We start from the raw sequence: 25,924 nt of genomic DNA, 5'->3' as shown, positions 1-25,924 counted from the left end.
GCCCCTGGGTGAGAGACCATCAAGCCAGGTCAAGTGGCTGTGGATTGGTGGACGAACGCTCTCCACAGACTGTGGACAGCGAGATCATCCACAGCCTGTGCATCAAGTTGTCCACCGGCCGCCCACAGGCTGAGGTCGGTTGTCCCCAGCGATCCCCAGCTTCTCCACACCGCTGTCCACTGTTCGGCAACGCGACGCGCCTCCTCACCGTGTCGAGTGAAAGGCGTCACACAAAGGTGCCGGGTTGGGCTGTGGGAAACGTGGGTAAAGCTGGGGACGGCGCTGGGGAGAAGTGGCCCGAGGCTGTGCACGGAGTGTGCAGAACTTTCCGTTCTCCACAGAAGCGCCCGGTTGTCCACCGCCGTCACCCACAGGGTCGGTGGACAAAATTTCCGCTCTGAGCTGGGAAAACGCGGTTATCCACGGTATCCACAGGCCCTACTACTACTCCCAACTAGAGAGAGCTGGGAATCCGTTTCGAAGGGGGTCCTGTGCACAACTCGCTGTCCGGCTCCCGACTGCCCCTCGTCACGACTTGACCCCGAGGGGCACCGACTGTCAGTGCCGTGCGTCAGACTGGTCCCCGGTGTCCTTCCCGTCACAGGGATCGACGACACCGAGACAGACGACGAAGCCAGGCAGGGCGAGAAGCGCCGGCAACAGCAGGAGGCGGCAACGGTGAAGATCCGGGTGGAACGCGACGTACTCGCGGAGGCAGTGGCCTGGGCGGCACGCAGCCTCCCGGCCCGTCCGCCGGCGCCTGTCCTCGCCGGCCTTCTCCTGAAGGCCGAGGACGGCCAGCTGAGCCTGTCCAGCTTCGACTACGAGGTCTCCGCACGGGTGTCCGTGGAGGCGGAGGTCGACGAGGAGGGCACGGTGCTCGTCTCCGGCCGCCTCCTTGCCGACATCTGCCGCGCCCTCCCCAACCGCCCGGTGGAGATTTCCACAGACGGTGTACGGGCGACGGTGGTCTGCGGCTCCTCCCGGTTCACACTCCACACACTGCCTGTGGAGGAGTACCCGGCCCTGCCGCAGATGCCGAACGCGACGGGCACCGTCCCCGGCGAGGTCTTCGCCGCGGCCGCCGCCCAGGTCGCCATCGCCGCCGGCCGTGACGACACGCTGCCCGTCCTCACCGGTGTCCGCATCGAGATCGAGGGCGACACGGTCACGCTGGCGTCCACCGACCGTTACCGCTTCGCGGTCCGCGAGTTCCTGTGGAAGCCGGAGAACCCCGAGGCGTCCGCGGTTGCCCTGGTGCCCGCCAAGACGCTCCTGGACACCGCCAAGGCCCTCACAAGCGGCGACAGCGTCATCCTGGCGCTGTCCGGCGGCGGGTCGGGCGAGGGCCTGATCGGCTTCGAGGGTGCCGGGCGTCGCACGACGACGCGTCTGCTCGAGGGCGACCTCCCGAAGTACCGCTCGCTGTTCCCGACGGAGTTCAACTCCGTGGCCGTCATCGAGACCGCCCCCTTCGTGGAGGCCGTCAAGCGCGTGGCCCTGGTCGCCGAGCGCAACACCCCGGTGCGGCTCAGCTTCGAGCAGGGCGTGCTGATCCTGGAGGCCGGTTCCAGCGACGATGCACAGGCTGTGGAGCGGGTCGACGCCCAGTTGGAGGGCGACGACGTCTCGATCGCCTTCAACCCGACCTTCCTGCTGGACGGCCTGAGCGCCATCGACTCCCCGGTGGCCCAGCTGTCGTTCACGACGTCCACGAAGCCGGCGCTGCTCAGCGGCAAGCCGGCCCTGGACGCCGAGGCGGACGAGGCCTACAAGTACCTGATCATGCCGGTGCGCCTCAGCGGCTGACCGAGCCCTTCAGAGAACCCGCAGGTCGGGGCATACGTTTGAGCGCGTATGCCCACAGATGTGCGCGAGCGTCCGGGTTTAGGCTCGGACGTAGGTACGGAAGTGCCGTAACGCCACGTCGCAAACCTAAGGAACACTGATGGAGCTCGGTCTCGTCGGCCTCGGCAAGATGGGCGGCAACATGCGCGAGCGGATCCGCCGCGCAGGTCACACCGTCATCGGATACGACCGCAACCCGGACCTCGCCGATGTCCACAGCCTCTCTGAGCTTGTGGGCAAGCTCAAGGGCCCGCGTGTGGTCTGGGTGATGGTCCCGGCCGGTGCCGCGACCCAGTCGACCGTCGACGAGCTCGGCGAGCTGCTGGAGCCCGGTGACGTCGTCGTGGACGGCGGGAACTCCCGCTGGACGGACGACGAGAAGCACGCCGAGGAGCTGGCCGCCAAGGGAATCGGCTTCGTCGACTGCGGTGTCTCCGGCGGCGTCTGGGGCCTGGAGAACGGCTATGCGCTGATGTACGGCGGTGACGCGGAGAACGTCGCCAAGGTGCAGCCGATCTTCGACGCCCTCAAGCCCGAGGGCGACGCCGGCGCCGTGCACGCGGGCAAGGTCGGCGCCGGGCACTTCGCGAAGATGGTCCACAACGGCATCGAGTACGCGATGATGCAGGCCTACGCCGAGGGCTGGGAGCTGCTGGAGAAGGTTGACTCCGTGACCGACGTCCGGGAGGTATTCCGCTCCTGGCAGGAGGGCACGGTCATCCGCTCCTGGCTGCTCGACCTGGCGGTGAACGCCCTCGACGAGGACGAGCACCTGGACAGGCTGAAGGGTTTTGCCCAGGACTCCGGCGAGGGACGCTGGACTGTGGAAGCCGCCATCGACAACGCCGTGCCGCTGCCCGCGATCACGGCCTCCCTCTTCGCGCGGTTCGCGTCGCGCCAGGAGGACTCGCCGCAGATGAAGATGATCGCCGCGCTGCGGAACCAGTTCGGCGGCCACGCGGTCGAGAAGAAGTAATCCACAGGGCTGCACAGCAGTCCACAAGCCGGGGGAGGTCGGCGCACGACCATGCACGTCACGCATCTGTCGCTGGCCGACTTCCGCTCGTACGCCCGGGTCGAAGTTCCGCTCGACCCGGGCGTCACCGCCTTCGTCGGCCCGAACGGGCAGGGCAAGACGAATCTGGTCGAGGCGATCGGCTACCTCGCCACCCTCGGCAGCCACCGTGTCTCCTCGGACGCCCCGCTGGTCCGCATGGGCGCCGACCGCGCGGTCGTCCGGGCCCAGGTCAGACAGGGTGAGCGGCAGCAGCTGGTCGAGCTGGAGCTGAACCCCGGCCGGGCCAACCGGGCCCGCATCAACAGGTCCTCGCAGGTCAGGCCGCGTGACGTGCTGGGGATCGTACGGACTGTGCTGTTCGCGCCCGAGGACCTCGCGCTGGTCAAGGGCGATCCCGGTGAGCGGCGCCGCTTCCTCGACGAGCTGATCACGGCACGCTCTCCGCGTATGGCCGGCGTTCGTTCCGACTACGAACGAGTCCTCAAGCAGCGCAACACCCTCCTGAAGTCGGCCGCGCTCGCCCGCCGCCATGGCGGCCGTTCCATGGATCTGTCCACCCTCGACGTGTGGGACCAGCACCTCGCGCGCGTGGGTGCCGAGCTGCTCGCCCAGCGCCTCGACCTGATCGCGGCGCTCCAGCCGCTGGCCGACAAGGCGTACGAGCAGCTGGCCCCCGGCGGCGGCCCGGTCGCCCTGGAGTACAAGCCGTCCGCGCCGGGTGAGGCGCACACGCGCGAGGACCTCTACGAGCAGCTCATGGCCGCGCTGGCCGAGGCCCGCAAGCAGGAGATCGAGCGGGGCGTCACACTCGTCGGACCGCACCGGGACGAACTGCTGCTCAAGCTCGGCCAGTTGCCCGCGAAGGGGTACGCCTCGCACGGGGAGTCGTGGTCGTACGCGTTGGCGTTGCGGCTGGCGTCGTACGACCTCCTCAGGGCGGAGGGCAATGAGCCGGTGCTCGTCCTGGACGACGTCTTCGCCGAGTTGGACACCCGTCGCCGTGAGCGGCTGGCCGAGTTGGTCGCGCCGGGCGAGCAGGTCCTGGTGACGGCCGCGGTCGACGACGACGTACCGCACGTACTGGCGGGGACGCGGTACACCGTGTCGGACGGGACGGTGGAGCGGGCATGAGCACCGAAGACGGGCCGGCTCCCGAGAAGAAGCCCGAACCCTCAGGCGTCGACCTCGCGCGCGTGGCGCTCAGGGCGGCGAAGGAGCAGGCACGCGCGCGTGGGGACGCGGTTCAGCAGAAGAAGCAGGCGCGTCGCGGCGGCCTGCGCTCCGGCGCGCGCGCCGACGGCCGCGACCCCATGGCGCTGGGCGCCGCGATCAACCGGCTGATCACCGAGCGCGGGTGGGAGGCGCCGGCCGCGGTGGGCGGAGTGATGGGCCGCTGGCCGCAGATCGTCGGCGAGGATCTGGCCAAGCACTGTGTGCCGGAGAAATACGACGAGGACGAGCGGGTCCTGCTCGTGCGCTGCGACTCCACGGCGTGGGCGACGAATCTTCGCCTGCTCGCTCCGCAGCTGGTCGCGCGTCTGAACGAGGACCTGGGCCACGGCACAGTGACGCTGATCAAGGTGCAGGGCCCCAGCGGTCCCGCCCGCCGTTACGGCCCGCTGCGCGCCCCCGGCAGCACGGGCCCCGGCGACACCTACGGGTGACGGGCGCGCCCGGGGACGACCGGCTGCGCCCACGGGCAGGCGACCGTATCTGATGGTGACTGACTTCACAACCGCAGGTCCCGGGCGATCCCGTCGCGTCGCTGCACGCGGTTGCGAATCCCGACCTGACTCCCAAGTAGCCAAGGGTTGACAGTCCGAAGCGCTGAGTGCCTCCGTGAGCCTCTTTGAGCCCCGTTCCGTATATGGGGACCCGGAAGACGCCGGTTGAGGGCGGCACATGCGGACTCAGGTACCGGCAAACCCCCATCACTGTCGGCGCTACCGGTAGACTGGAAGCTAATCCCGCCCCAAACGTGGGGACCGTCCGGGAAAAGCTGAGCAACGCTGATCAAGGCTTACCAACGCAACATGCCGCAGCCGCTCCGGCAACCCGCCGACGAGCCCGGCTCGTGCTGTGCCAGAAAGGGCGCTTCGTGGCCGATTCCGGCAACCCCAACGAGAACATCCCGTCCACCGACGCCGGCGCCAACGGCGAGGCCCACACCTCGAACGGCGAGGTCACCGCCTCGTACGACGCCAGCGCCATCACCGTCCTCGAGGGTCTGGACGCGGTCCGCAAGCGACCCGGTATGTACATCGGCTCGACAGGTGAGCGCGGACTTCACCACCTCGTGTACGAGGTCGTCGACAACTCGGTCGACGAGGCGCTGGCCGGCCACGCGGACACCATCGACGTGACGATCCTGGCCGACGGCGGCGTCCGCGTCGTCGACAACGGCCGTGGCATCCCGGTGGGCATCGTGGCCTCAGAGGGCAAGCCGGCCCTCGAGGTCGTGCTGACCGTGCTGCACGCGGGCGGCAAGTTCGGCGGCGGCGGTTACGCGGTCTCCGGCGGTCTGCACGGCGTGGGCGTCTCCGTGGTGAACGCCCTGTCGTCGAAGGTCGCCGTCGAGGTCAGGACCGACGGGTACCGCCACACGCAGGACTACAAGATGGGCGTCCCCACGGCGCCGTTGGTCAAGCACGAGGCCACGGACGAGACCGGTACGTCGGTCACCTTCTGGGCCGACAGCGACATCTTCGAGACCACCGAGTACTCCTTCGAGACGCTCTCCCGGCGTTTCCAGGAGATGGCGTTCCTCAACAAGGGCTTGACGATCAAGCTCACCGACGAGCGCGAGTCGGCGAAGGCCACCTCCGGGGCGGACGAGGCGGGTGCGGACGAGACCGCCGAGGTCAAGACCGTCACGTACCACTACGAGGGCGGCATCGTCGACTTCGTGAAGTACCTCAACTCCCGCAAGGGAGAGGCGGTGCACCCGACGGTGATCGACCTCGAGGCCGAGGACAAGGACAAGAGCCTCTCCCTCGAAGTCGCGATGCAGTGGAACAGCGGTTACAGCGAGGGCGTGTACTCCTTCGCGAACATCATCCACACGCACGAGGGCGGTACGCACGAAGAGGGCTTCCGCTCGGCGCTCACCAACCTGATCAACAAGTACGCGCGCGACAAGAAGCTGCTGCGCGAGAAGGACGACAACCTCACGGGTGACGACATCCGCGAGGGCCTGACGGCGATCATCTCGGTGAAGCTCAGCGAGCCGCAGTTCGAGGGCCAGACCAAGACCAAGCTGGGCAACACGGAGGCCAAGACCTTCGTCCAGAAGGCGGTCTACGAGCACCTGAACGACTGGCTGGACCGCAACCCGGTCGAGGCGGCGGACATCGTCCGCAAGGGCATCCAGGCGGCCACCGCGCGCGTGGCGGCCCGCAAGGCGCGCGACCTGACCCGCCGCAAGGGCCTTCTGGAGACCGCGTCCCTGCCGGGCAAGCTCTCCGACTGCCAGTCGAACGATCCCATCAAGTGCGAGATCTTCATCGTCGAGGGTGACTCCGCCGGCGGCTCGGCCAAGTCCGGCCGCAACCCGGAGTACCAGGCGATCCTCCCGATCCGCGGCAAGATCCTGAACGTGGAGAAGGCCAGGATCGACAAGATCCTGCAGAACCAGGAGATCCAGGCGCTGATCTCGGCCTTCGGCACCGGAGTCCATGAGGACTTCGACATCGAGAAGCTGCGCTATCACAAGATCATCCTGATGGCGGACGCCGACGTCGACGGCCAGCACATCAGCACCCTGCTGCTCACCTTCCTGTTCCGCTTCATGCGGCCGCTGGTCGAGGCCGGGCATGTGTACCTCTCCCGTCCCCCGCTGTACAAGATCAAGTGGGGCCGGGACGACATCGAGTACGCCTATTCGGACCGCGAGCGCGACGCGCTGATCGAGATGGGCCGCCAGCGCGGCAAGCGCATCCGTGAGGACTCGATCCAGCGCTTCAAGGGTCTCGGCGAGATGAACGCGGAGGAACTGCGCATCACGACCATGGACCAGGAACACCGCGTCCTCGGCCAGGTCACCCTCGACGACGCCGCCCAGGCCGACGATCTGTTCTCGGTCCTCATGGGCGAGGACGTGGAGGCGCGTCGCCAGTTCATCCAGCGCAACGCCAAGGACGTCCGTTTCCTCGACATCTGAGTCGGTCTCAGCTGACCGCACCAGAAAGGATCCTCACCAGCAATGGCCGACGAGAACACCCCCGTCACGCCCGAAGCAGGCGGCGACATCGCCCAGCGTGTCGAGCCCGTCGGGCTCGAGACGGAGATGCAGCGCTCGTACCTCGACTACGCGATGTCCGTCATCGTCTCGCGTGCGCTGCCCGACGTCCGGGACGGTCTCAAGCCCGTCCACCGCCGCGTGCTGTACGCCATGTACGACGGCGGCTACCGCCCCGAGCGCGGCTTCTACAAGTGCGCCCGTGTCGTCGGCGACGTCATGGGCAACTACCACCCGCACGGCGACTCCTCGATCTACGACGCGCTGGTCCGCCTCGCGCAGCCGTGGTCGATGCGGATGCCGCTGGTGGACTCCAACGGCAACTTCGGCTCTCCGGGCAACGACCCGGCGGCGGCCATGCGCTACACCGAGTGCAAGATGGCACCGCTGTCGATGGAGATGGTCCGTGACATCGACGAGGAGACCGTCGACTTCACGGACAACTACGACGGCCGCTCCCAGGAGCCGACCGTCCTGCCGGCCCGCTTCCCGAACCTGCTGATCAACGGTTCGGCCGGCATCGCGGTCGGCATGGCGACCAACATCCCGCCGCACAACCTGCGCGAGGTCGCGGCCGGCGCCCAGTGGTACCTGGAGAACTCGGAGGCCTCGCACGAGGAGCTGCTTGATGCGCTCATGGAGCGCATCAAGGGCCCCGACTTCCCGACCGGCGCCCTCGTGGTGGGCCGCAAGGGCATCGAGGAGGCGTACCGCACGGGTCGCGGTTCGATCACCATGCGCGCGGTCGTCGAGGTCGAGGAGATCCAGAACCGCCAGTGCCTGGTGATCACCGAGCTGCCGTACCAGGTGAACCCCGACAACCTTGCGCAGAAGATCGCCGACCTGGTGAAGGACAGCAAGATCGGTGGCATCGCGGACGTCCGGGACGAGACGTCGTCGCGTACCGGCCAGCGTCTGGTGATCGTCCTGAAGAGGGACGCGGTCGCCAAGGTCGTACTGAACAACCTCTACAAGCACACCGACCTGCAGACGAACTTCGGCGCCAACATGTTGGCGCTGGTCGACGGGGTCCCGCGCACGCTGTCCCTCGACGCGTTCATCCGTCACTGGGTGACGCACCAGATCGAGGTCATCGTCCGGCGTACGAAGTTCCGGCTGCGCAAGGCCGAGGAGCGGGCGCACATCCTGCGCGGTCTGCTGAAGGCCCTGGACGCCATCGACGAGGTCATCGCGCTGATCCGGCGCAGCGACACCGTCGACATCGCGCGCATGGGCCTGATGGAGCTCCTGGAGATCGACGAGATCCAGGCGAACGCGATCCTGGAGATGCAGCTGCGGCGACTTGCCGCCCTGGAGCGCCAGAAGATCATCCAGGAGCACGACGAACTCCAGGCGAAGATCAGGCTGTACAACGAGATCCTCGCCTCCCCGGTCCGCCAGCGCGGCATCGTCAGCGAGGAACTCGCCGCGATCGTCGAGAAGTACGGCGACGACCGCAAGACCATGCTGGTGCCCTACGACGGCGACATGTCCATGGAGGACCTGATCGCCGAGGAGGACATCGTCGTCACGGTCACGCGCGGCGGCTACGTCAAGCGCACCAAGACCGACGACTACCGCGCCCAGAAGCGCGGCGGCAAGGGCGTGCGCGGAGCGAAGCTCAAGGAAGACGACATCGTCGACCACTTCTTCGTCTCCACGACGCACCACTGGCTGCTGTTCTTCACCAACAAGGGCCGTGTCTACCGGGCGAAGGCGTACGAGCTGCCCGACGCCGGGCGTGACGCGCGTGGACAGCACGTCGCCAACCTGCTGGCCTTCCAGCCGGACGAGGCGATCGCCGAGATCCTCGCGATCCGTACCTACGAGGTGGCGCCGTACCTGGTGCTGGCCACGAAGGGCGGTCTGGTCAAGAAGACGCCTCTGAAGGATTACGATTCGCCGCGTTCCGGTGGTGTCATCGCGATCAACCTCCGTGAGACGGAGGACGGTTCGGACGACGAACTGATCGGAGCCGAACTCGTTTCGGCCGAGGACGATCTGCTTCTGATCAGCAAGAAGGCCCAGTCGATCAGGTTCACTGCCACGGATGACGCATTGCGTCCCATGGGCCGTGCCACCTCGGGTGTCAAGGGCATGAGTTTCCGCGAGGGCGACCAGCTGCTCTCGATGAATGTTGTTCGACCCGGTACGTTCGTGTTCACTGCTACGGACGGTGGGTACGCGAAGCGGACCGCCGTCGACGAGTACCGCGTTCAAGGTCGCGGCGGCCTCGGCATCAAGGCCGCCAAGATCGTCGAGGACCGTGGGTCGCTCGTCGGTGCGCTGGTGGTCGAGGAGACCGACGAGATCCTCGCCATCACACTGTCGGGCGGTGTGATTCGTACGCGAGTCAACGGAGTCAGGGAGACGGGCCGTGACACCATGGGCGTCCAACTGATCAACCTGGGCAAGCGCGATGCCGTGGTCGGCATCGCACGTAACGCCGAGGCGGGACGCGAGGCGGAGGAGGTCGACGGCGACGTGGCCGTCGACGAGACCGCCGAAGGAGCCGCGACCACCGGCACGGACGAGGGCGAGGCGCCCCCGACCGAGTAGCACGAGGAGTGAGTCATCGTGAGCGGAGCCACGGGCGCCGGTTCGGTCGGTACCTCGACCGGTACCTCTGCCGGTAAGGAAACGGACGGCGGCGGCCGTGGCTCCGCCGCGAATGCGACAGACTCGCACACGACGGGCGCGGGCACGACAGACCCGCATACGACCAACTTGCAGGCGATCAGGTCCCCCGCGACCGATTCGCCCTCGCCCGACACGCATGGATCCCAGGGGGGAACTGTGACGGACACCCGAGGTCCGCAGGCCCAGCGGCCCGCCACCGGCGCGGGCCAGGCCACGGCCGCTCCGGGCGCCCAGCCTCAGCCGCAGCCGTCGGCTCAGCCGACGCCGCCCGAGGCGACCTCCCCGCTGCCCGGGGAGCGGCAGCCGCAGCAGCCCACCGGGCCCTACCACCCGCCGCAGGCCTACCCTTCGCAGGCTCCCCCCGCCCCGGCGGGTGCGGTACGCCGCCCCAGGACCGGTGCGCGCACCACGCCCCGCACCCGCAAGGCACGCCTGCGGGTGGCCAAGGCCGACCCGTGGTCCGTGATGAAGGTCAGCTTCCTGCTCTCCATCGCGCTGGGCATCTGCACGATCGTCGCTGCCGCCATGCTGTGGATGGTGATGGACGCGATGGGTGTCTTCTCGACGGTCGGCGGCACGATCTCGGAGGCCACCGGCTCGAACGAGTCGAACGGCTTCGACCTCCAGTCGTTCCTGTCCCTCCCGAACGTCCTGACGTTCACGACGATCATCGCGGTCATCGACGTCGTCCTCGCGACCGCCCTCGCGACCCTCGGCGCGTTCATCTACAACCTCTCCGCGGGCTTCGTCGGCGGCGTCGAGCTGACGCTGGCGGAGGACGAGTGAGCGTGCCGTCACCTGCCTGCTGACGGTCACCGGATACCGATTTTGGGACTGCCCACGTCGTGCGCTAATCTTCAGGAGTCAGCGCGCGGGACACACACCGCAGAGCGCGGCGGGGCTATAGCTCAGTTGGTTAGAGCGCATCCCTGATAAGGATGAGGCCACAGGTTCAAATCCTGTTAGCCCCACCAGCGAGAAGACCTCCTACTCACGTGAGTAGGAGGTCTTTGACATCTACGGCTGACATCAGCCGATGAGTGGATCTTCCAGAAGCTCGGCGAGCATCCCGACCGCTTCCCGTTCGCTGTCGCCGACGACGTGTGTGTAGACGTCCATGGTCATGCTGATCTGGCTGTGCCGGAGGATCGCCTGGGCGACCTTGGGATGCACCTTCAGGAAGGCGAGCAGGGTCCCGCAGGTGTGGCGGGCGAGGCGGACCGTGATCCGGCGCACACCGGCCCGCTTGACGAGCCGGTCGAAGGTGCGGGAGAAGCCCACCGGGTCGATCATGCCGCCGTGTTCTGCAGAGAAGATCAGGTCATGGTCCGGCTCCTGCGACCAGTGCTCACCGGCGATCTTCCGTTCCAGCGCTTGCAGCTCGCGCCGCTCATCCAGGACACGGGCGCAGAACTCGGGGAGCGGGAGCACGGCCTGTGAGGACTCCGTCTTGAGGTCCTTGAGGACCAGGCCCACGCCCTTGACCCGCTGCACCTGCTTGACCGGGGTGAAACGGCCGGCCTCGAAGTCGATGTCCTGCCAGCGCAGCCCGAGCACCTCGCTGCGGCGGAGGCCGAGGACCAAGACGAGGACGCAGGCCGCGTAGAGCCGGTGGGCACGCACCGAGCGCAGGAAGGCGATCGCCTCCCGAGCGTTCCACGCTGTCCCCCTGTCCTTGCTGACCTTGGGCATGTCGACCAGGAGAGCGACGTTCCGCGTGATCAGTTCCTCGCGCATGGCCCGGTTGAGGGCGTTGCGGAGCACCCGCAGAACCTCGAAGCGGGCCGAGGCGCCGACCTTCTCCCGGGTCAGGGCCGCCATGAAGACGCGGATCTGTGCCGGGGTGAGCTTGACCAGCGGTTTCTTGCCGAGATGCGGCAGCAGGTACAGCCGCACCTTGGACTCGTACTTCACGTACGTGTTGTGCTCGCGCTCCGGTGAGACGATGTGCTCCAGCCAGTAGGCCAGCCACTCCCCGAGCGTCCAGGACCGGGACGGCACGGGGATGCCGTTGCGCTCCTGGTCCTGGAGCTTGCTGAGCTTCTCGTTCGCCTCGTCCCACGTCCGGCCGTACACGTACTTACGCACCCGGTTGCCGTCCGTATCGGTCACGTAGGCGGCGCCCTGGTACCGGCCATCGGACCGCTTGGTGATCGTGCCGCCGCCGTTGGGCCGACGCTTCGCCATCAGGCAGCCTCCTCGATCCGGCCCAGGATGAAGTCCCGGACGGCGTCGGCGGGTATGCGGCGGCAGCCGTCCACCTTGATTGAGACCAGGCGGTGGGTGCGGATCAGGTCGTAGACCTTGGTCCGGCCGACTTTGAGCTGCGCCATGACCTCCCCCACGGTCAGCAGTTCGGCGGTGGCGGTGGTCATGCGGCGGCGCCTTCCTGGGTGAGTTGGTCGTGTAGGGCTTCGCGGGCGGTTTCGCGGTTGTGTTGGAGGTCGCGGGCGATGGTTGCGGCGAGGGCGGATTCGCCGGGGGTGTGGCCGTGTCCGGCGTACTGCCAGTCGGCCAGGACGAGGACGGTGTCGGGCTCGCGGTCCTCGAGGCCGAGGGCTTGGCGTTCCTGTGCGGCGCGGAAGTCGGCTCGGGCCTGGCGGAGTTCGCCGAGCGTGGTGGAGTAGCGGCGGGACTTGGAGGAGAAGTGGCCGCGGAAGCCGAGCATGTGAGCCCAGGCCCAGATGCGGCGGTCCGGGTAGAGCGGGTCGAGCTGCTTGCAGGCTTCGATCAGGCGGCGGGTGTGGTCGGGGACCTGGTGGCGGTCGAGTTCGGAGAGTTCGCCGATGCGGCGGTCGAGGGTGCCGGTGTTCTCGGCTGCTTTGGTGGCGTACTTGGCGACGTAGGAGGCGACGGCCTGTTCGGTGATGTCGGAGCCGTCGCCGAAGGCCTTGACCGGTCGGACGTCGAGCTGTGTGCCCCAGCGGAAGGTGCGGGCGGGCTGGTCTGAAACGGCCGGCACGGAGACCGAGGTGTAGGAGTGCGCGGCGGCGGCGCGGATCGCGTCGGCGAGGAGGTCGACCGTTGCCCAGCACGGCGGCGAGGTGTCGGGGCCGTCCGGGCCGTCGATGCGGATCACGGCGTGGAAGTGCAGGGCGCCACGCTTCTGGAATTCGGCGACCTTGCCGTACGACAGCCGTGCGGCCTCTTTCAGCTCCCGTTGCGTGAGTCCTGCGCGGGCGGCAATCTCGCGGCGGAGGCGGTTGGTGAAGCGCTGCCAGAGCTGTCCGGCGTGGTTGTTGAAGAGGACGGCGCCCGCGTAGTCGTAGGTTGCCGGGTCGAGTGCCGTGCCGAGCGTCCGGTCGTCGGACAGGTGGCGTGCGCCGCAGCGGCAGACGCCTCGGTCGGGCCGGTTGTGGACCGGGCCGAAGGAGGGTGCGGTGAGGGTGGCGAAGACGCGGGGGTGGTCGCGGACGGTGGCGGGGATGTCGCGGCGGTCGTCTCCGGCGAGCCCGGCGCGGATGAGGTGGTAGGTGTCGCCCGCGTACGTCCAGGCGCAGGAGGGGCAGCGGGAGGCGCGGCGGTTTCCGCAGGCGACGCGCAGGCGTCCGCCGGGCTCGTTGTCGGTGGAGTAGTGGTGCAGGGTCTCGCCGGTGGTCTTGTCTTTGGCGAGGGTCCAGCCGGTGAGATGGATGGGGTCGGCGCAGCCGCCGGTGCGGCGGATCTGTTCGTGCCAGCGGTCGTAGTCGTCGGCCGAGGCCACCCTCAGCAAATCGCCGAGGGTGACCGGGTCGTCCAGCAGGTCAGGCACGGGCGCCCTCCCGGACGGACGAGCGGCGGGCGGTGCCGGTGCCGTGGCAAGCCGGGCAGTGGGCGGTAATGGTGCGCAGGTGGCCGCGGCTGTCGCGGCCGCCGAGGGTGATGGCGGCGGAGGCCTGGCCGTCGCAGTTCGGGCAGATGCGGGGCGAGGGTGCGGTGTGGTCGGTCATGCTGGGGTTCCTTCCGGTTGCGAGATCGGAGTGGGGCACGGTTCCCGGGCGGCGCAGACTTGGCGGTTGAGGCCGCCCGGGGGCCCGTCAGCGGCGCTTGCTCTCCGAGGCGATCAGGGAGCGGATGACCAGCGCGCAGATGGCGACCGAGGCGCCGGTGGTGGCGACCGCGAGGAGCATCGAGACCAGGACGGCACCGACCACCAGGACCACGGCCGTCCCACCACCGACCAGGGCGACGACGGCGCCGGGGGTGAGCTGGACGGTGGGCCGGACAGATGCGGGGGCCGTGGCGACAGGCGCGGGCGCCGGGGCGGTGGTCGGCTGCTGCTGGATGACGGCGGTCGGCTCGACGATGGGCGGGATGCTGAAGCCGGTCGGCTGCGGCATGGCCGGGAGCTTGGGGCGGAACATGGTGGATCTCCCTTCGCAGGTGGTTACTTGATGGCGGTGTTGATGACCGGGGCGAGGAGGCTGTCGGCGATGAGGTGATGAGGTAGCCGCCGAGGAGGAGCACCAGGACCAGCCAGAGCGGCGGGCGGATGAGCTTGCAGCCGAGGTAGCCGACGACGGCGAGGGCGAACCAGAGGGGGACGTCCATGGCGGTGGCCTCCTAACGGACGCGGCAGCGGTGGGTGCGGGCGGCGAGCTGAGCGGCGGACTGGCTGGAGTAGTCGGCGGACCAGCCACAGCGGTCGTTGGTGCACACAGCGGCGTGCTTGGTGCGGCCGTTGCGGTCGCGGTGGGTGCCGATCTGCACGGGGCCGATCCGCATCACGGAGTGGAAGTGGTCGCGGGCAGGCATGTCGGGTCAGTCCTTCCGGGCGGGGGCGGGGAACTGGGTGCGGATACCGGCTGCGGTGGCCGGGTCGGTGGTGCGCTGTGCGGCTTCCTCAGCGAGAAGGTGGGCCAGGTAGGGGCGTCCGGCGGCGTGCATCTCACGGGCACCGTCGAGGTAGTCGGCGCTCGTCAGGTCGGCCGGGTTGTTGGTCATCCGGGGTTCCTTCCGTCTGGTCAGGTGAGTTGGGCGGAGATGGCGTGGGCGAGCTGGGGCGGGACGCCGAGGCGGGCCCGCAGGGTGTCGGTGTCGATCGGCGATCCGGTCCGGGTCTGGTGGTCGTCGGCGACCTTGCGGGCGTGGTCGATCAGCGCGGCCGGGACCGAAGGAGCCGGGACAGCGGGCGCAGCCATGACAGGCTCCGGCGTCGGGGCGGGTTCAGCGGCGGGAAGCGCGGGGGTTTCCTCGGCCTCGGTCAGCGCGTCTGGGGCGGCTTCCGGCTCAGGTGAGGTGACCGGTTCGAGGTCGGGTGTAGTGGCCGGCGCTTCGGGTGCAGAGTGGTCGGTGGTGGAGTGGGCGAGGAGGGTGCCACCCATGAAGGCCAGGGCGGGCCAGGCGGCGACCAGGATGCGGAGCCAGGCCGGTACCTGCTGGAGGTCGAGGAGTCCGGCGGTGGCGACGTTGGCGCCGAGCGAGGCCACCAGCGCGATCACGAACCAGCACCAGGCCAGCCGGGACGGGCCATCGGAGCGCAGCCGCCGCCAGGAGGCGACCAGGAGCAGGTCAACCGAGATGGGGTAGGCCCAGGCCTTCCAGCCGTCTTGTCCAGCAGCGGCGGCGAGGTCGTGGAGGTGGGCGAAGGACAGTGCCCCGGCAATGACGGCCTGGACGAGCACGGCGTCGACACGGAGGGCGGTGCGGGCCATCACGGCTCCTTCCGGTGATGAGGCATGGCGGAGGTAGGGACCCGGCGCGAAGGCGGTCGCGCCGACCGGAGAGCGGGGGAGGGATCAGGCGGTGGCGGGGGCTGTCTTGGACAGCGGCACCCGGGCCGAGGGCAGCGGGGCAACCGCGGGGCGGAAGGCCGCCAGGGCGGGCAGGTCCGGGACGCGGTCGGCGTGCTTGTTGCAGATGTTCACGGCTTCGCGCAGCGTGGTGTGCGGGGCGCGGATGCGGGCCCAACCGCCGGAGGAGTCCCCGGTGATGGCGACGCCGCGCATGTCGGTGGGGATCTGGACGGCCGCCAGGACGGCGTCCGGGGAGATGTCTGCGAAGGCCATGTTGGCGGAGGTTTCGTCGTTGACGCGGTGGGCGGTGCGGCCGGTGAGCTGCGAGCGGAGCATCGTGATGCCCTTGCCGAGTTCGGCGCCGAAGCGCTGGCCGCAGATTTCCAGGTAGATCCCGGAGGCGCGGCCGAGCTGGGCGAGGCGGACCAGGGCGGTGATGATGCGGTCCCGCCGCTTCTCCTCGTCCTTGGTGGCGAATAGGGCGAGTTCGGCGACCTCGTCGACCAGCACGACGACCGGGACGGGGCGCAGATCCTCGGGCAGGTCCCAGATGTCGGCTGCGATCTCCGCGTCGGGCACGTCGACGGTGATCCGCTGGTTGGCCCGGATCAGCTGGTAGACGCCTTCCATGTGGGTGACGAGGGCTTCCAGGAGGTCGAGGGCGGTGTCCGGGTTGTCGGCGAGCGCGGAGAACCGGCGTGCCAGCGGAAAGAGTTCGACTCCCTGCTTGCAGTCGATGCCGACCAGGGCGACGTCCTGGGCGGCGAGTCCGGCGACCAGGTTGCGCTGGTAGACGGACTTCCCGGACTCCGTGGCACCCAGCGTTAGCCCGTGCGGAACCGCCCGGTAGTCGCGGTAGTGCACCGAGCCGTCCTCACGCAGGGCGACCGGGACCCGCATCGGGCGGGTATCGGTCCGGGCGGGCATCTGCACCCGCTTGAGGACGTCATAGCCCGTCATGCGCACTTCGACGACGCCAGAGCGCAGTTCACGCGAGGTGACGCCGTACAGGTTGAAGGAGTGGCGCAGCCGGTCTGAGGCCGCCGAGACGTCGAAAGCGTCCTGTCCGGGGCGCAGGCCGAGCCGCAGGACCAGGCCGGTGCGCGTGGGGCGGATCCGCAGGATGCGCGGCGGACGGGACTCGGGGACGGGCCGGTTGGCCATCCGGGCCAGAGCCAGGCGCCAGCGGGAGGGCGGGACCGTGAGCCCGCAGGCGTCCATGACCGAGGCGTAGCGGACCAGGACCCGCAGCGTGGCGAGGGTGACCCCGAAGGTCAGCCAGTACCAGGCGGGGCGCCGCCACCGCAGTAGACCCGCGGCAGCGACGACCAGCACCAGAGCGACCATGAACCAGGTCATGATCAGGCAGCCTTGGACTGCGAAGCCGCACCGGCCAGCGAGGTCACGGCCACCGCACGGAAGGCGATGCCGTGCCGCTTCTGGCCGTTGAACTCGTTCTCCCACGCCGAGGCGACCAGGCCCGTCAGCGCGACCGGAGTGCCCATGGTCAGCTCCTCCGAGACGCCCGGCTGCGGGACGGTGAGCTTGAGAATCTCCACCTCGTCGGGCGTGGAGAACATGACCTCCACCGTCATCAGGGTGACGCCGTCCTTGTCGATGGCGATCTCACCGGTCCGGCGGTCCTTGACCTTGGGCTGCGGAGCCTTGGCGACCATCACGGTCGCGTTGGAGGTGTCGACGGGAATCTGACGCATGAGCGCGCTCCTAGTTCGATCAACTTGACGTACTTAGTACGTCGGCCTGCTTCGAGAGTGCACCTGAAGTACTTAGTACGTCAAGTAGCTCTCGACGTCTGTCTGTCTGGTGTGCTGCACTTAGTGCAACAAGCACTGAGAGGGGCTATGGCCGACTTCACCGGGCGAGCGAAATACTTGGAGATCGCCGACGACTTCAAGCGGCGAATCCGTGACGGGGAGCTCCCTGCGGGAGAGAAGCTGCCATCCGAGACTGAGCTGATGACCACACACGGCGTTTCGCGGACCGTGGCTCGGCAGGCGATCTCTCGTCTCCGTGAGGACGGCTACGCGATCTCTCACCAGGGCAAGGGAAGCTACGTCACCCTGCCCGGCGAGGCTCGCCCAGCGAAGCACAGTCCGGAGTTCGAGCAGATCACCGAGTATCTGTCCGAGGTCCGCCGGGATGTGCGTCGGCTCGCGGAGCGGATGGATCAGATTGAGCAACTGGTCCGGAACCAGCCTCAAGACGGCTGACCATCGCCTCGGCACGGCTCTCCAGTTCGGCCACCTCCTCACCAAGTGCTCTGACTTCACTGATCAGTTCCACTACTTCGGCCGGGGTCAGCGCCATCGTGGCCCCTTCGTCGCGCGTTCGGTCTGACATCCCCTGGGGTTGTCAGCAACGCTAGGAGCGGATCGCCGCAGTACCCCGGAAAATCCCTCCGGGGTCCCACGTAGAGACGGGGGGACGCTCTTCCCATGCGAGGAATGACGACGAACCTGACGATCGGCGAACGAGTCGCTTGGTACCGCCGCAGGCGTGGGATGTCCCAAGAGGTCCTGGCTGGACTCGTCGGCCGTACGGTCGACTGGCTGAGCAAGGCCGAGAACAACCGGCTGGAGCTGGACCGACTCTCGGTCATCAAGTCACTGGCCGACGCCCTGGACGTGACACTGGGCGACCTGCTGGCGGAGCCGACCCTGTTGGAATGGACGGCGGACAGCGGCACTCGAACTGTGCCGGCGCTTCGCTCGGCGCTGATGAACTACCGCCAACTCACTCCCCTATTGGGAGTCACCACCGAGGGGGAGCCGACCCCGCTCGACGAGCTGCGCACAAGCGTCGCCGAAGTCTGGGACGCGTACCAGGATTCCCGCTACGGGTTCGCGACCCGGCATCTGCCCCTCCTGCTGGCTGACGTGCTCATTGCCGCTCAGGCGTACGAGGGACGGCAACGCGAGCAAGCCCACGAACTCATGGCGATGACCTATCAAGGCGCAGCCATGGTGCTGACCAAGCTCGGTGAAACTGACCTCGCATGGATCGCCGCCGACCGCGGTTTGGCGGCAGCGCAGCAGTCCGGGAACGCAGTCGTGACCGGATCGCTCTTCCGGTCCGTGGCTCACTGCCTGCTGTCGAACGGCCGCTTCGATGCCGCCGTGCAGCTCGTCGGCGACGCGGGAGAGTACCTCCGCCCAGGCATGGACCAGGCCACTCCGGAGTTCCTGTCGATCTACGGGACGCTGTTCCTCGCAGGATCGATGGCGGCGGCCCGCGCAGAGGACCGCAGCACCACTCAGACCTTTCTCGGGGAGGCTGACCAGGCAGCGCGGCGACTCGGAAGCGATGCCAACCACGTATGGACCGCCTTCGGCCCGACGAACGTCGCCATCCACCGAGTGGCCACGGCGGCCGAGCTGGGGGACATGCAGGTAGCGGTAGATCTCGGCCCGCAGATCGACACCACCGGACTGCCAACCGAGCGGCGTACCCGTCACAACCTCGAAGTAGCCAGGGCGCTCAGCTCACACAACAGGATGGATGACGCACTGGCGAAGATCCTCGAAGCGGAGAGCTGGGCACCCGAGCAAGTGCGAAGTCACTACCTCGCGCGCGAGCTGGTGCTCACCTGGGTCAGGAACCAGCGCGGCCGACCGAGCCGCACTCTGGCAGACCTGGCCGACAGGCTGCATGTCGTCTGAGCTGGGTACGCTCGGCATCATGGCAGCGAACGAACAGGAAGCGAAGATGGCGCATCCGCGCATGGCCGCGGGTGCGCTGTTCTTTGATGCCGCCGGACGAGTCCTCATGGTGGAGCCCACCTACAAGAGCTACTGGGAGATCCCCGGCGGGTACGTCGAGACGGGTGAGTCACCGCTTCACGCTGCCATCCGCGAGGTTCACGAAGAGTTGGGGATCACACCCGACCTCGGACGCCTACTGGCCGTTGACTGGGCGCCCAACGAGGCCGAGGGCGACAAGGTGCTGTACCTCTTCGACGGCGGCCAGCTCAGCCCCGATCACCTCGCAAGGATCAGCTTGCAGGCAGACGAACTGAAGAGCTTCGCCTACTTCTCCCCCGACGAGATCACCCAGCGCACTATCCCACGACTAGCCCGACGCATCTTGGCAGCGGCAGAGGCCCGGACCGAGGCAGCACCGGTCTACCTGGAGCACGGGCAGAAGCCTGATAGCCGAGCTGCATGATCGTGACGAGCACGACCCGAACCGCTGTCGGATCCCAGCTGATGCTTGACGTTCTGGTCTCACCTGATGCTTGACGGTGGGCCTAGACAACATAGAAACCCTTGTGGGGCTTGTTCGCTTTCACGTTACGGACCGGGACGTCGGTCGTGCGGCGGATGACCCGGATCTGGCCGTCCAGCTCGACGGTGATCGTCGTGTCCGACACGTGCACGGTCACGGTCTGGCCTGCGTAGGGGCGGCCGAGGGAGACGGTCTGGCGGCAGACCATGACCGTGCCGACCGCGCTGACACGCCGCTGCACGCGGACCGGCTCGACGCCAGGCCGCGGGGCCGGGCCTGCGGGCCGCAGACCGCGCAGACGCTGGACCTCGTCGGAGCTGAGCGGGTTGGGCCGCACCCGCAGCAGCTCCCGCGAGGACAGGTCGAAGAACGACAGCGTCTCACCGTCGATCCGGATGCCCACCTGGCGCCCGCCGAGAATCTCCGCGGCCAGCACCTGGTGCCCACCCAGGCCCACCAGCCCGCTGTTGTTCACGACCCGGTCCACCTCGAACGCCGCCCCGTCACCGACAGGCAGCGGTGCCGGCCCGGCCGCACGTCCTCCTCGGGCCGCCAGCACCGCCAGATCAGAGACGGACAGGTGCGAGCGCACGGTCTTGATCCGTGTCCCGGCGATCAGTAGATGGATCACCGAGGTGTCGGCCCAGAACGTCACCGTCAGCCCCGACCGCGTGGGACCCAGCCAGAACTGCTTGCCCGCAACCTGCAAATTCCCACTCGCAGGCACCACCCGCTCGAACTCCACCGGCCCACCGGACCCGACCGGAACCGGCACCGCCTCAGGCGGATCCGCAGGACCCTCGGGCACGACATCGGCAGGATCCGGGATCACGGGCGCCGTCCGCTGCTGCGGCACCAGCGCCAGCACCCCAGGAACCCGCAAGCCCAGCACATCGCGCTCCGACTCGGGAACCGGGGCGAACCGATCCGCAGGAGACTGCATGTCCAGCGCCTGATGCGGACGCACCGAGTTGTACTCCTCAACCCACGCATCCAGCGCCGTCTGAGCCGCCTGGATGCTCTCGAACGCACCGCAGTCGTCGAGGAGTTCACGCCGCAGCGTCTGATGGAACCGCTCGACCTTGCCCGTCGTGGTCGGCGACGCCGGCTGCGTCAGCCGATGCGCGATCCCGTTCTCCCGGCAGATCCGGTCGAACAGCACCTCACCGCCATGCCCGAACCGGTCGGTGAACTGCTTGCCGTTGTCGGTCAGCACCTCCTCCGGCACCCCGAACCTCCGCAGGGCCCCCGCGAACGCCGAGCAGACCGCCCGTCCGGTCGCCCGCTCGACCACCGACGCGATCACGCAGTACCGGGAATGGTCATCCACTCCGGTCACGACTTTGGCCTCGGTCAGCTCACCGGTCACCGGGTCGACCAGCATCACCCCGCCGACGATGTCCATCTGCCACAGCTGCATCGGCCTATCCCGCTGCCAGCGCTTGTAATCCGACCGCTTCCGCCGCCGAACCCCCGGCTCCACCAGACCATGCCGGACCAAGATCCGATACACCGTCATCCGTGACGGCAGCGGGCTCACCGCCCCCGAACGCTCCAGCGCATGAGCGATCCGCCGCGGCCCCCAGCGAGGGTGCTTGCGCCGCAGCTCGCACACGGCCGTCTCCACCTCGGCGGAAGCCTGATGCGGACATGAAGCCGGCCTGCGCGACCGGTCCGCCAGCCCCGCCAAGCCCGAGGCGGCATACCGCGACTTCCACCCGCTCACCGTCTGCCGCGACACCCCCAGCGACGCGGCGATCTCCGTCACCGTCGCACCCGCCAGCACCGCGAGCACAGCCCGGTATCTCTGCTCGACAACCGACAACTCCACCAGAGCCAATCCCGGCCTCCTGCCACACGCCGCAACGACGCGCACAGAAAAGCCGATCACGGCCACCGTCAACCATCAGCTGGGACCGAAGTGTCAAGCATCTACCGGGACCGGACACACGACCCGAACCGCGGTGCGGTAAGACTTTCTCTACTTCATCAAGCCCCGGCTGCGCTCCGCTCCGCCGGGCGCGCTTCCCGGCTCTGGCTGCGCCCGCGCTCCTGCCTTCGGCCCGCTCGGCGCTGCCGCCGCCGACGCGCGCCCACATGTGGATAGGGCCGGTGGCCATGAGTCGATCACCGCATTGCGCGGCCCACGGTCAAGGCGATGCCTCCGGCGGGGGATCGGCCGGCACCGGGATGGAGGGAGCGCCGTTCCCGGCCGCGGGCCCGTAGTGGTGTGCGCGGGGAGCCGACCCAGGCAGAGCCGAGCAGACGCGGCCCATGGCGTCCAGGTCGTTCGTACAGTGGCGCGCTCCACCTGGACGCCATGAACCACGCCCGCTCCACGGTGTGTGGGTCGACGGCGGACGGGATGGGAGCTGGGGTAGTGGTGGGTTGCTGATGAGCAGTCCGGAGTGTGCCGCTACCAGATTGGACCAGCACACTCCTCGACACGGCTCACTGGTGGTGATTCCACCAGTACAGCGCAAGCACTCCGATGCCGCTCAAGCTCGCCTTGACGGCGACGCGCACCAGCTCATCGCCAGCGGAGTGCAGGAGCCGGCGAAAGTGTCGCCGGGCGGACCGTTCCGCAAGGTGGACGTGCTTACGGTCGCGCTCTCGCGACGGCTGCGCGATCTTCGAAGTAGGTCGATGTCCGACCTGGCGCCTACACTTCTTGTTGCTGGGAATCTCGGCCTCCCTTGGTTGATGTTCCTGACGGTGTTGGCGGCCTCCTGCGTAGGACCAGGGGGCCGCCGCCGTTTCCGGTGGAGGCCCTGACGGCCGCGGATCTAGTCTGACGCACCGCACTGACAGTAGGTGCCCTTCGCTACCAAGAACGATCAAGAGCACCCCTCACGAACGCGGCCGGAACAGACAAGGGCGAGGGGAGAGGCGCCATCTGACGTGAGTGACACTCTTGCCGTCGCTGACGTCGATGCCCGCGCTGGCCAGCTCCTCTAGCGCCCTCTGCAGAGTAGGACGCCGACGCAGGCGAACTCTCCTAGGGTCACCAAAGTTCAGCCTGTCAGGCGGCGAAAACTGGTCGCACGATGCATGGATGGTCCCAGAGATGGGTATAAACGCAATTTTTTTCTGCGGCGATGACCGTTCTCCGCCTTCCTTGCTGGTATCCGCCCAGTGATCGCATCGATCTCGCGCACACGTCCTTGATGCGGTTGGTCAGCTCGGTCACCTAGTTGTAGATGGAGCGCCGTTCGGCCACAGGCTGCGGATCTTGCGGTCGGCGTGCATGGGTGTGGAAGAACTGCTCCTGCGTCGACTCCATGTCCGCCGGGAACTGGATGTCGTCGGAGCAGGATGTCCATCTCGCGGTAGCGCTTGCGGAAGCTGTCGCCCTTGCCGTCGCGGATGGAGTTGATGAACTCGTTGGTGAACTCCTCCGAGCTCACGTACCGCACGGTGCTGGGCACTATGAGTCAGCGCTTGTCAACCAAGTCCCCGTTCCTGACATCAGCGTCTGACACCAACAAGCGCGGATGCTCCCGGTCAAGCACGAACCTAAGCGGTTAAGAGCCCGAAGCCGCGAAGGGGTTGGCCAACGCCATGTCCGCCCCGTGATCGACCTGATAAGGATGAGGCCACAGGTTCAAATCCTGTTAGCCCCACCAGCGAAAAGACCCCCAACCGGTCATGGTTGGGGGTCTTTCGCGTTTATGGTTGGCTGCGGGCTGCGGGCTGCGGGCTGCGGGCTGCGGGCTGCGGGCTGCGGGCTGGGCTACGGGCGGGCTGGGGCTGGGGCTGAGACGGGGACTGGGATCGGGATCAGGATTGGGCCGGGGGGCTGGGATGCAGTCGAGCCCCGACCGGTGTGCGGTCGGGGCTCGGTGTGTTCTGCGGGCGTACGCAAGTTCGCCGTTACGTCAGTGTGCTGGGTCGGCGGTGTGCCGTCAGTGTCGGAGAGGGGCTGCCGGGGCCGCGTCCGGGCTCGTCCCGGTGCTCGATTCCGTACTCGCGTCCGCTTCCGCTTCGGCGTCCGTGTCCGCCGGCGGGCGGTGGCGGCAGCTGGGGGTCTTGCCGTGGGCCTCGGCGCGGATGCGCTGTTTCATCGTGGGGGGCAGGTCCCTGGTGCAGGACCAGGACCAGAGGGGCTTCGCCGGTGTCGTCGTGTGTGCGGTGCTGTTGCGGGTCGTCTCGGTCTGCGGTACGGCCGCGGCGGCGGTCGTCGTGATCAGGCCGAGCGTCGTGCACAGCGCCAGGAAGGCGGTGACGATGGCGGTCCACAGCTTCATGACCTTGTTCTGGGCCATGGCCCCTCACTTTCGGGTTGGGCGATTTGCGTACTTTCCTCATCATGTGTATGAGGGCCGCGAAGTGGTGGACCGACGCCTGTGGCGCGTCGATCTTCGGATGAACACCACTCGGATGGGTGCAAGAGGGGCGAAAATGAGGGGATACGGGAGAAAGGTGATCAAACTGACCCGCCGTGAGGGTGTCGTCACCCTCTGATCGGAGCGCCTTCATCCGCTTCTACTGGGGTGTTCCGGACGGGAGTTGAGGGCCCGACGCAGGTCACCGATCGGTCTCGGTCGGTGTGTATAGTCGGGCGCCAGAGGTCCCCTACGTCAAGGAAAGACGAGGTCGCGCGGTGAAGAAGCTTCTCCTGGTCGCACTGGCCGCCATCGGCGGGCTCCTCGTGTACCGCCAGATCCAGGCGGATCGCGCCGAGCAGGATCTGTGGACGGAGGCGACTGACTCCGTGCCCACGGGTTCGTGAGTACCGACATCGGATTCTGAACAGACCCCGGCCGCCTCGCGGTCGGGGTTTTGTGTTGCGAGCCGGGTGTTTCGGACGCTCGTACGGATTGCGCGGATGGCGGGCGGCGCCGCGGGGCAGGATGGGCCACGGTCCCGGTCCGGTGTACGACGAGGGGTGGCGCGTGATGGGGCGGCGTACGGCGTGGTGGCGGGCGGCGACACGGCGTGGCCGTGGGGCCGTCGTGCGGGTGGCCGCCGTGGGCGTGGTGCTGGGGGTGACGGCGCTGCTGGGCGGTCCGCCCGCGTGGGCGGCCGGTGCAGCGGGCTCGTACGACTTCGACGAGGACGCCCGGTCGGTTCCCGGCGCGACGAGCACCGCGGACGCCGCACGCCTGGCACCCGGCACGACGTACCGCAGCACACTCCCCGCCACCGGCGAGCTCTACTACCGCCTCGAACTCGACGCCACGTCAAACGCATACGTCTCCGTAACGGCCGTCCCGCCCGCGGGCGCGACGGTCTCGGCCGGTGACGGCGTCAAGGTGTCGCTCCAGGACGCCGACAGTCACACCTGCTCCGTCGACACGGTCAGCATCGGGGCCGGCCGGAGCGCTCACCCCATCACGGCATTGGGAGAGCGCGAGGCCTCGCGCAGCGGGTCCATATGCAAGGGGTCCGGCACGTATTACGTGCTCGTCGAGCGCGTGCAGAGGGGCACGGGTGCTTCCCCGTCGTTGCTGGACGAGTGGGATCTGGAGCTCGATCCCGTGTCCGAGCCGGGACTCGCGCAGGCCGGCGCGACGAGTGCGCCCGAGGCCTGGGACTCCGCCTCGCCCGCGGCTCCCAGCGGCGAACCCGAGCGCCGTGCGGGCGGTGCGGGCTTCGCCGCGGCGACGTCCGTGGGACAGGGTGTCTGGCGCGACGACGTCCGGCCCGGCCAGACGCTCTTCTACGAGGTGCCCGTCGACTGGGGCCAGCAGCTCTACGCCACCGCCGAACTGGGCAGCGTGAGCAGCGACGGCGGCTTCGTGGCCAGTGCGCTGACCCTGTCCCTCTACAACCCCGTGCGCGGCCACGTCGACGACGACGGGGTCGGCTACAACGGCAGCCAGAAGTCGGCGGCCCTCAGACCGCTGCCGCCGGTCGCGTACGCCAACCGCTTTGCCGTCTCCGACCACGTCAGCGGCATGCGGTTCGCCGGTTCGTACTACCTGGTCGTGCATCTCGCGACGCAGACGGCCGACGACTTCGGCGACGGGCCCTTCGATCTGACCCTGCGTGTGCGGGTCGCGAACGCCGCGGAGGCCGGTCCCGCGTACGCGGGGCAGTCCGAGCCGCGGGACGTCTTCCAGGCCACGGGACAGGCCCGGGAGACGGCGGCGTCGGCGGGTGGGGAGACGGCTGCGGCGGGCGGGAACGCCTTGATGAAAGTGGTTGCCGCCGGAGGCATCGGCGGGGGGACCGTGGTGCTGGTGGTGCTTGGGGTGTGGATGGGGCTGGGGCGTCGGC

24 protein-coding genes, 1 tRNA gene and 1 pseudogene are annotated in these 25,924 nt (G+C 68.3%); 13 read left to right on the top strand and 13 right to left on the bottom strand.

Annotated elements, in window-relative coordinates; all coding sequences use genetic code 11:
- Nucleotides 1-678: 678 nt before the first annotated feature.
- The 8 genes from dnaN (at nt 679) to ADK57_RS46065 (ending at nt 10,717) form a co-directional block, all read left to right on the top strand.
- Nucleotides 679-1,809: a DNA polymerase III subunit beta gene (gene dnaN / locus ADK57_RS46100; protein WP_053755808.1), complete on the top strand. Its 1,131-nt coding sequence runs from the start codon at nt 679-681 to the stop codon at nt 1,807-1,809.
- A 139-nt stretch (nt 1,810-1,948) separates the two neighbouring features.
- Nucleotides 1,949-2,824, top strand: a complete 876-nt coding sequence (gene gnd / locus ADK57_RS46095) for a phosphogluconate dehydrogenase (NAD(+)-dependent, decarboxylating) (protein ID WP_053755785.1) — start codon at nt 1,949-1,951, stop codon at nt 2,822-2,824.
- A 51-nt stretch (nt 2,825-2,875) separates the two neighbouring features.
- On the top strand, nt 2,876-3,997 hold the full coding sequence (gene recF / locus ADK57_RS46090; protein WP_053755784.1) for a DNA replication/repair protein RecF: 1,122 nt from the start codon (nt 2,876-2,878) through the stop codon (nt 3,995-3,997).
- Nucleotides 3,994-4,530 carry a DUF721 domain-containing protein gene (locus tag ADK57_RS46085; RefSeq protein ID WP_053755783.1) on the top strand — a complete coding sequence of 179 codons (537 nt, stop codon included), beginning with the start codon at nt 3,994-3,996 and terminating at the stop codon, nt 4,528-4,530. Before recF ends, ADK57_RS46085 begins: the two co-directional genes overlap by 4 nt.
- A gap of 410 nt (nt 4,531-4,940) precedes the next feature.
- Nucleotides 4,941-7,025: a DNA topoisomerase (ATP-hydrolyzing) subunit B gene (gene gyrB, locus ADK57_RS46080; RefSeq protein WP_053755782.1), complete on the top strand. Its 2,085-nt coding sequence runs from the start codon at nt 4,941-4,943 to the stop codon at nt 7,023-7,025.
- Between the two features lie 42 nt (nt 7,026-7,067).
- Complete coding sequence (gene gyrA, locus ADK57_RS46075; RefSeq protein WP_053755781.1) at nt 7,068-9,662, top strand: DNA gyrase subunit A; 2,595 nt, start codon at nt 7,068-7,070, stop codon at nt 9,660-9,662.
- Nucleotides 9,663-9,680: 18 nt separating this feature from the next.
- Entirely contained in the window at nt 9,681-10,529 is an 849-nt protein-coding gene (locus ADK57_RS46070) for a DUF3566 domain-containing protein (RefSeq protein WP_053755780.1), read from the top strand.
- A 111-nt stretch (nt 10,530-10,640) separates the two neighbouring features.
- A tRNA-Ile gene (locus ADK57_RS46065) sits at nt 10,641-10,717 on the top strand.
- Nucleotides 10,718-10,772: 55 nt separating this feature from the next.
- On the opposite strand, the gene ADK57_RS46060 is transcribed toward ADK57_RS46065, so the two are convergent.
- From ADK57_RS46060 to ADK57_RS46015, 10 genes are all read right to left on the bottom strand, one after another.
- On the bottom strand, nt 10,773-11,930 hold the full coding sequence (locus tag ADK57_RS46060; RefSeq protein WP_053755779.1) for a tyrosine-type recombinase/integrase: 1,158 nt from the start codon (nt 11,928-11,930) through the stop codon (nt 10,773-10,775).
- Nucleotides 11,930-12,118, bottom strand: a complete 189-nt coding sequence (locus ADK57_RS46055; RefSeq protein WP_053755778.1) for a helix-turn-helix domain-containing protein — start codon at nt 12,116-12,118, stop codon at nt 11,930-11,932. The genes ADK57_RS46060 and ADK57_RS46055 overlap by 1 nt, the downstream gene beginning before the upstream one ends.
- The gene (gene repSA / locus ADK57_RS46050) at nt 12,115-13,494 is read right to left on the bottom strand and encodes a replication initiator protein RepSA (RefSeq protein WP_053755777.1); all 1,380 of its coding nucleotides are present in this window, start codon (nt 13,492-13,494) and stop codon (nt 12,115-12,117) included. Before repSA ends, ADK57_RS46055 begins: the two co-directional genes overlap by 4 nt.
- Nucleotides 13,487-13,672, bottom strand: coding sequence for a hypothetical protein (locus ADK57_RS46045; protein ID WP_053755776.1), 186 nt, complete (start codon nt 13,670-13,672; stop codon nt 13,487-13,489). Before ADK57_RS46045 ends, repSA begins: the two co-directional genes overlap by 8 nt.
- Nucleotides 13,673-13,759: 87 nt before the next feature.
- Nucleotides 13,760-14,086, bottom strand: a complete 327-nt coding sequence (locus ADK57_RS46040; RefSeq protein WP_053755775.1) for a hypothetical protein — start codon at nt 14,084-14,086, stop codon at nt 13,760-13,762.
- Between the two features lie 199 nt (nt 14,087-14,285).
- On the bottom strand, nt 14,286-14,477 hold the full coding sequence (locus ADK57_RS46035; RefSeq protein WP_053755774.1) for a mobile element transfer protein: 192 nt from the start codon (nt 14,475-14,477) through the stop codon (nt 14,286-14,288).
- Nucleotides 14,478-14,483: 6 nt separating this feature from the next.
- On the bottom strand, nt 14,484-14,666 hold the full coding sequence (locus ADK57_RS46030; RefSeq protein ID WP_053755773.1) for a hypothetical protein: 183 nt from the start codon (nt 14,664-14,666) through the stop codon (nt 14,484-14,486).
- A 20-nt stretch (nt 14,667-14,686) separates the two neighbouring features.
- The gene (locus tag ADK57_RS46025) at nt 14,687-15,376 is read right to left on the bottom strand and encodes a DUF2637 domain-containing protein (protein WP_053755772.1); all 690 of its coding nucleotides are present in this window, start codon (nt 15,374-15,376) and stop codon (nt 14,687-14,689) included.
- Between the two features lie 84 nt (nt 15,377-15,460).
- Entirely contained in the window at nt 15,461-16,816 is a 1,356-nt protein-coding gene (locus ADK57_RS46020) for an FtsK/SpoIIIE domain-containing protein (protein ID WP_053755771.1), read from the bottom strand.
- Between the two features lie 2 nt (nt 16,817-16,818).
- Nucleotides 16,819-17,172 carry a hypothetical protein gene (locus ADK57_RS46015; RefSeq protein ID WP_053755770.1) on the bottom strand — a complete coding sequence of 118 codons (354 nt, stop codon included), beginning with the start codon at nt 17,170-17,172 and terminating at the stop codon, nt 16,819-16,821.
- Between the two features lie 147 nt (nt 17,173-17,319).
- On the opposite strand from ADK57_RS46015, the gene ADK57_RS46010 reads away from it, so the two are divergent.
- The 3 genes from ADK57_RS46010 (at nt 17,320) to ADK57_RS46000 (ending at nt 19,642) form a co-directional block, all read left to right on the top strand.
- The gene (locus ADK57_RS46010) at nt 17,320-17,688 is read left to right on the top strand and encodes a winged helix-turn-helix domain-containing protein (RefSeq protein WP_053755769.1); all 369 of its coding nucleotides are present in this window, start codon (nt 17,320-17,322) and stop codon (nt 17,686-17,688) included.
- A 234-nt stretch (nt 17,689-17,922) separates the two neighbouring features.
- Nucleotides 17,923-19,137, top strand: coding sequence for a helix-turn-helix domain-containing protein (locus tag ADK57_RS46005; protein WP_053755768.1), 1,215 nt, complete (start codon nt 17,923-17,925; stop codon nt 19,135-19,137).
- A gap of 19 nt (nt 19,138-19,156) precedes the next feature.
- Nucleotides 19,157-19,642 carry an NUDIX domain-containing protein gene (locus ADK57_RS46000; RefSeq protein ID WP_053755807.1) on the top strand — a complete coding sequence of 162 codons (486 nt, stop codon included), beginning with the start codon at nt 19,157-19,159 and terminating at the stop codon, nt 19,640-19,642.
- Between the two features lie 82 nt (nt 19,643-19,724).
- On the opposite strand, the gene ADK57_RS45995 is transcribed toward ADK57_RS46000, so the two are convergent.
- From ADK57_RS45995 to ADK57_RS45990, 3 genes and pseudogenes are all read right to left on the bottom strand, one after another.
- On the bottom strand, nt 19,725-21,527 hold the full coding sequence (locus tag ADK57_RS45995; protein WP_420711987.1) for an IS481 family transposase: 1,803 nt from the start codon (nt 21,525-21,527) through the stop codon (nt 19,725-19,727).
- Nucleotides 21,528-22,952: 1,425 nt separating this feature from the next.
- Nucleotides 22,953-23,133, bottom strand: a pseudogene (locus ADK57_RS48625) (DnaA ATPase domain-containing protein); the annotation flags it as partial.
- Nucleotides 23,134-23,607: 474 nt separating this feature from the next.
- Entirely contained in the window at nt 23,608-23,967 is a 360-nt protein-coding gene (locus tag ADK57_RS45990; protein ID WP_053755766.1) for a DUF6344 domain-containing protein, read from the bottom strand.
- Between the two features lie 338 nt (nt 23,968-24,305).
- On the opposite strand from ADK57_RS45990, the gene ADK57_RS48620 reads away from it, so the two are divergent.
- Both ADK57_RS48620 and ADK57_RS45985 read left to right on the top strand, forming a co-directional pair.
- Complete coding sequence (locus ADK57_RS48620) at nt 24,306-24,434, top strand: DLW-39 family protein (RefSeq protein WP_003999697.1); 129 nt, start codon at nt 24,306-24,308, stop codon at nt 24,432-24,434.
- 166 nt (nt 24,435-24,600) lie between these two features.
- Nucleotides 24,601-25,924, top strand: a 1,324-nt coding sequence (locus ADK57_RS45985; RefSeq protein WP_053755806.1) for a hypothetical protein, incomplete at its 3' end; no start/stop codon positions are given.

Source organism: Streptomyces sp. MMG1533, assembly GCF_001279775.1.
GTDB lineage: Bacteria > Actinomycetota > Actinomycetes > Streptomycetales > Streptomycetaceae > Streptomyces.
Note: the sequence above shows the minus strand (reverse complement) of the source record. Positions and strands in the feature narration are given on the sequence as shown.

Excerpts from the sequence above, each read along its gene's own strand:
- gnd (WP_053755785.1), top strand. The coding sequence starts at position 1,949 with ATGGAGCTCGGTCTCGTCGGCCTCGGCAAGATGGGCGGCAACATGCGC.
- recF (WP_053755784.1), top strand. The coding sequence starts at position 2,876 with ATGCACGTCACGCATCTGTCGCTGGCCGACTTCCGCTCGTACGCCCGG.
- ADK57_RS46085 (WP_053755783.1), top strand. The coding sequence starts at position 3,994 with ATGAGCACCGAAGACGGGCCGGCTCCCGAGAAGAAGCCCGAACCCTCA.
- gyrA (WP_053755781.1), top strand. The coding sequence starts at position 7,068 with ATGGCCGACGAGAACACCCCCGTCACGCCCGAAGCAGGCGGCGACATC.
- ADK57_RS46060 (WP_053755779.1), bottom strand. The coding sequence starts at position 11,930 with ATGGCGAAGCGTCGGCCCAACGGCGGCGGCACGATCACCAAGCGGTCC.
- ADK57_RS46055 (WP_053755778.1), bottom strand. The coding sequence starts at position 12,118 with ATGACCACCGCCACCGCCGAACTGCTGACCGTGGGGGAGGTCATGGCG.
- ADK57_RS46045 (WP_053755776.1), bottom strand. The coding sequence starts at position 13,672 with ATGACCGACCACACCGCACCCTCGCCCCGCATCTGCCCGAACTGCGAC.
- ADK57_RS46040 (WP_053755775.1), bottom strand. The coding sequence starts at position 14,086 with ATGTTCCGCCCCAAGCTCCCGGCCATGCCGCAGCCGACCGGCTTCAGC.
- ADK57_RS46035 (WP_053755774.1), bottom strand. The coding sequence starts at position 14,477 with ATGCCTGCCCGCGACCACTTCCACTCCGTGATGCGGATCGGCCCCGTG.
- ADK57_RS46030 (WP_053755773.1), bottom strand. The coding sequence starts at position 14,666 with ATGACCAACAACCCGGCCGACCTGACGAGCGCCGACTACCTCGACGGT.
- ADK57_RS46025 (WP_053755772.1), bottom strand. The coding sequence starts at position 15,376 with ATGGCCCGCACCGCCCTCCGTGTCGACGCCGTGCTCGTCCAGGCCGTC.
- ADK57_RS46020 (WP_053755771.1), bottom strand. The coding sequence starts at position 16,816 with ATGACCTGGTTCATGGTCGCTCTGGTGCTGGTCGTCGCTGCCGCGGGT.
- ADK57_RS46015 (WP_053755770.1), bottom strand. The coding sequence starts at position 17,172 with ATGCGTCAGATTCCCGTCGACACCTCCAACGCGACCGTGATGGTCGCC.
- ADK57_RS46010 (WP_053755769.1), top strand. The coding sequence starts at position 17,320 with ATGGCCGACTTCACCGGGCGAGCGAAATACTTGGAGATCGCCGACGAC.
- ADK57_RS46005 (WP_053755768.1), top strand. The coding sequence starts at position 17,923 with ATGACGACGAACCTGACGATCGGCGAACGAGTCGCTTGGTACCGCCGC.
- ADK57_RS46000 (WP_053755807.1), top strand. The coding sequence starts at position 19,157 with ATGGCAGCGAACGAACAGGAAGCGAAGATGGCGCATCCGCGCATGGCC.
- ADK57_RS45990 (WP_053755766.1), bottom strand. The coding sequence starts at position 23,967 with ATGGCCCAGAACAAGGTCATGAAGCTGTGGACCGCCATCGTCACCGCC.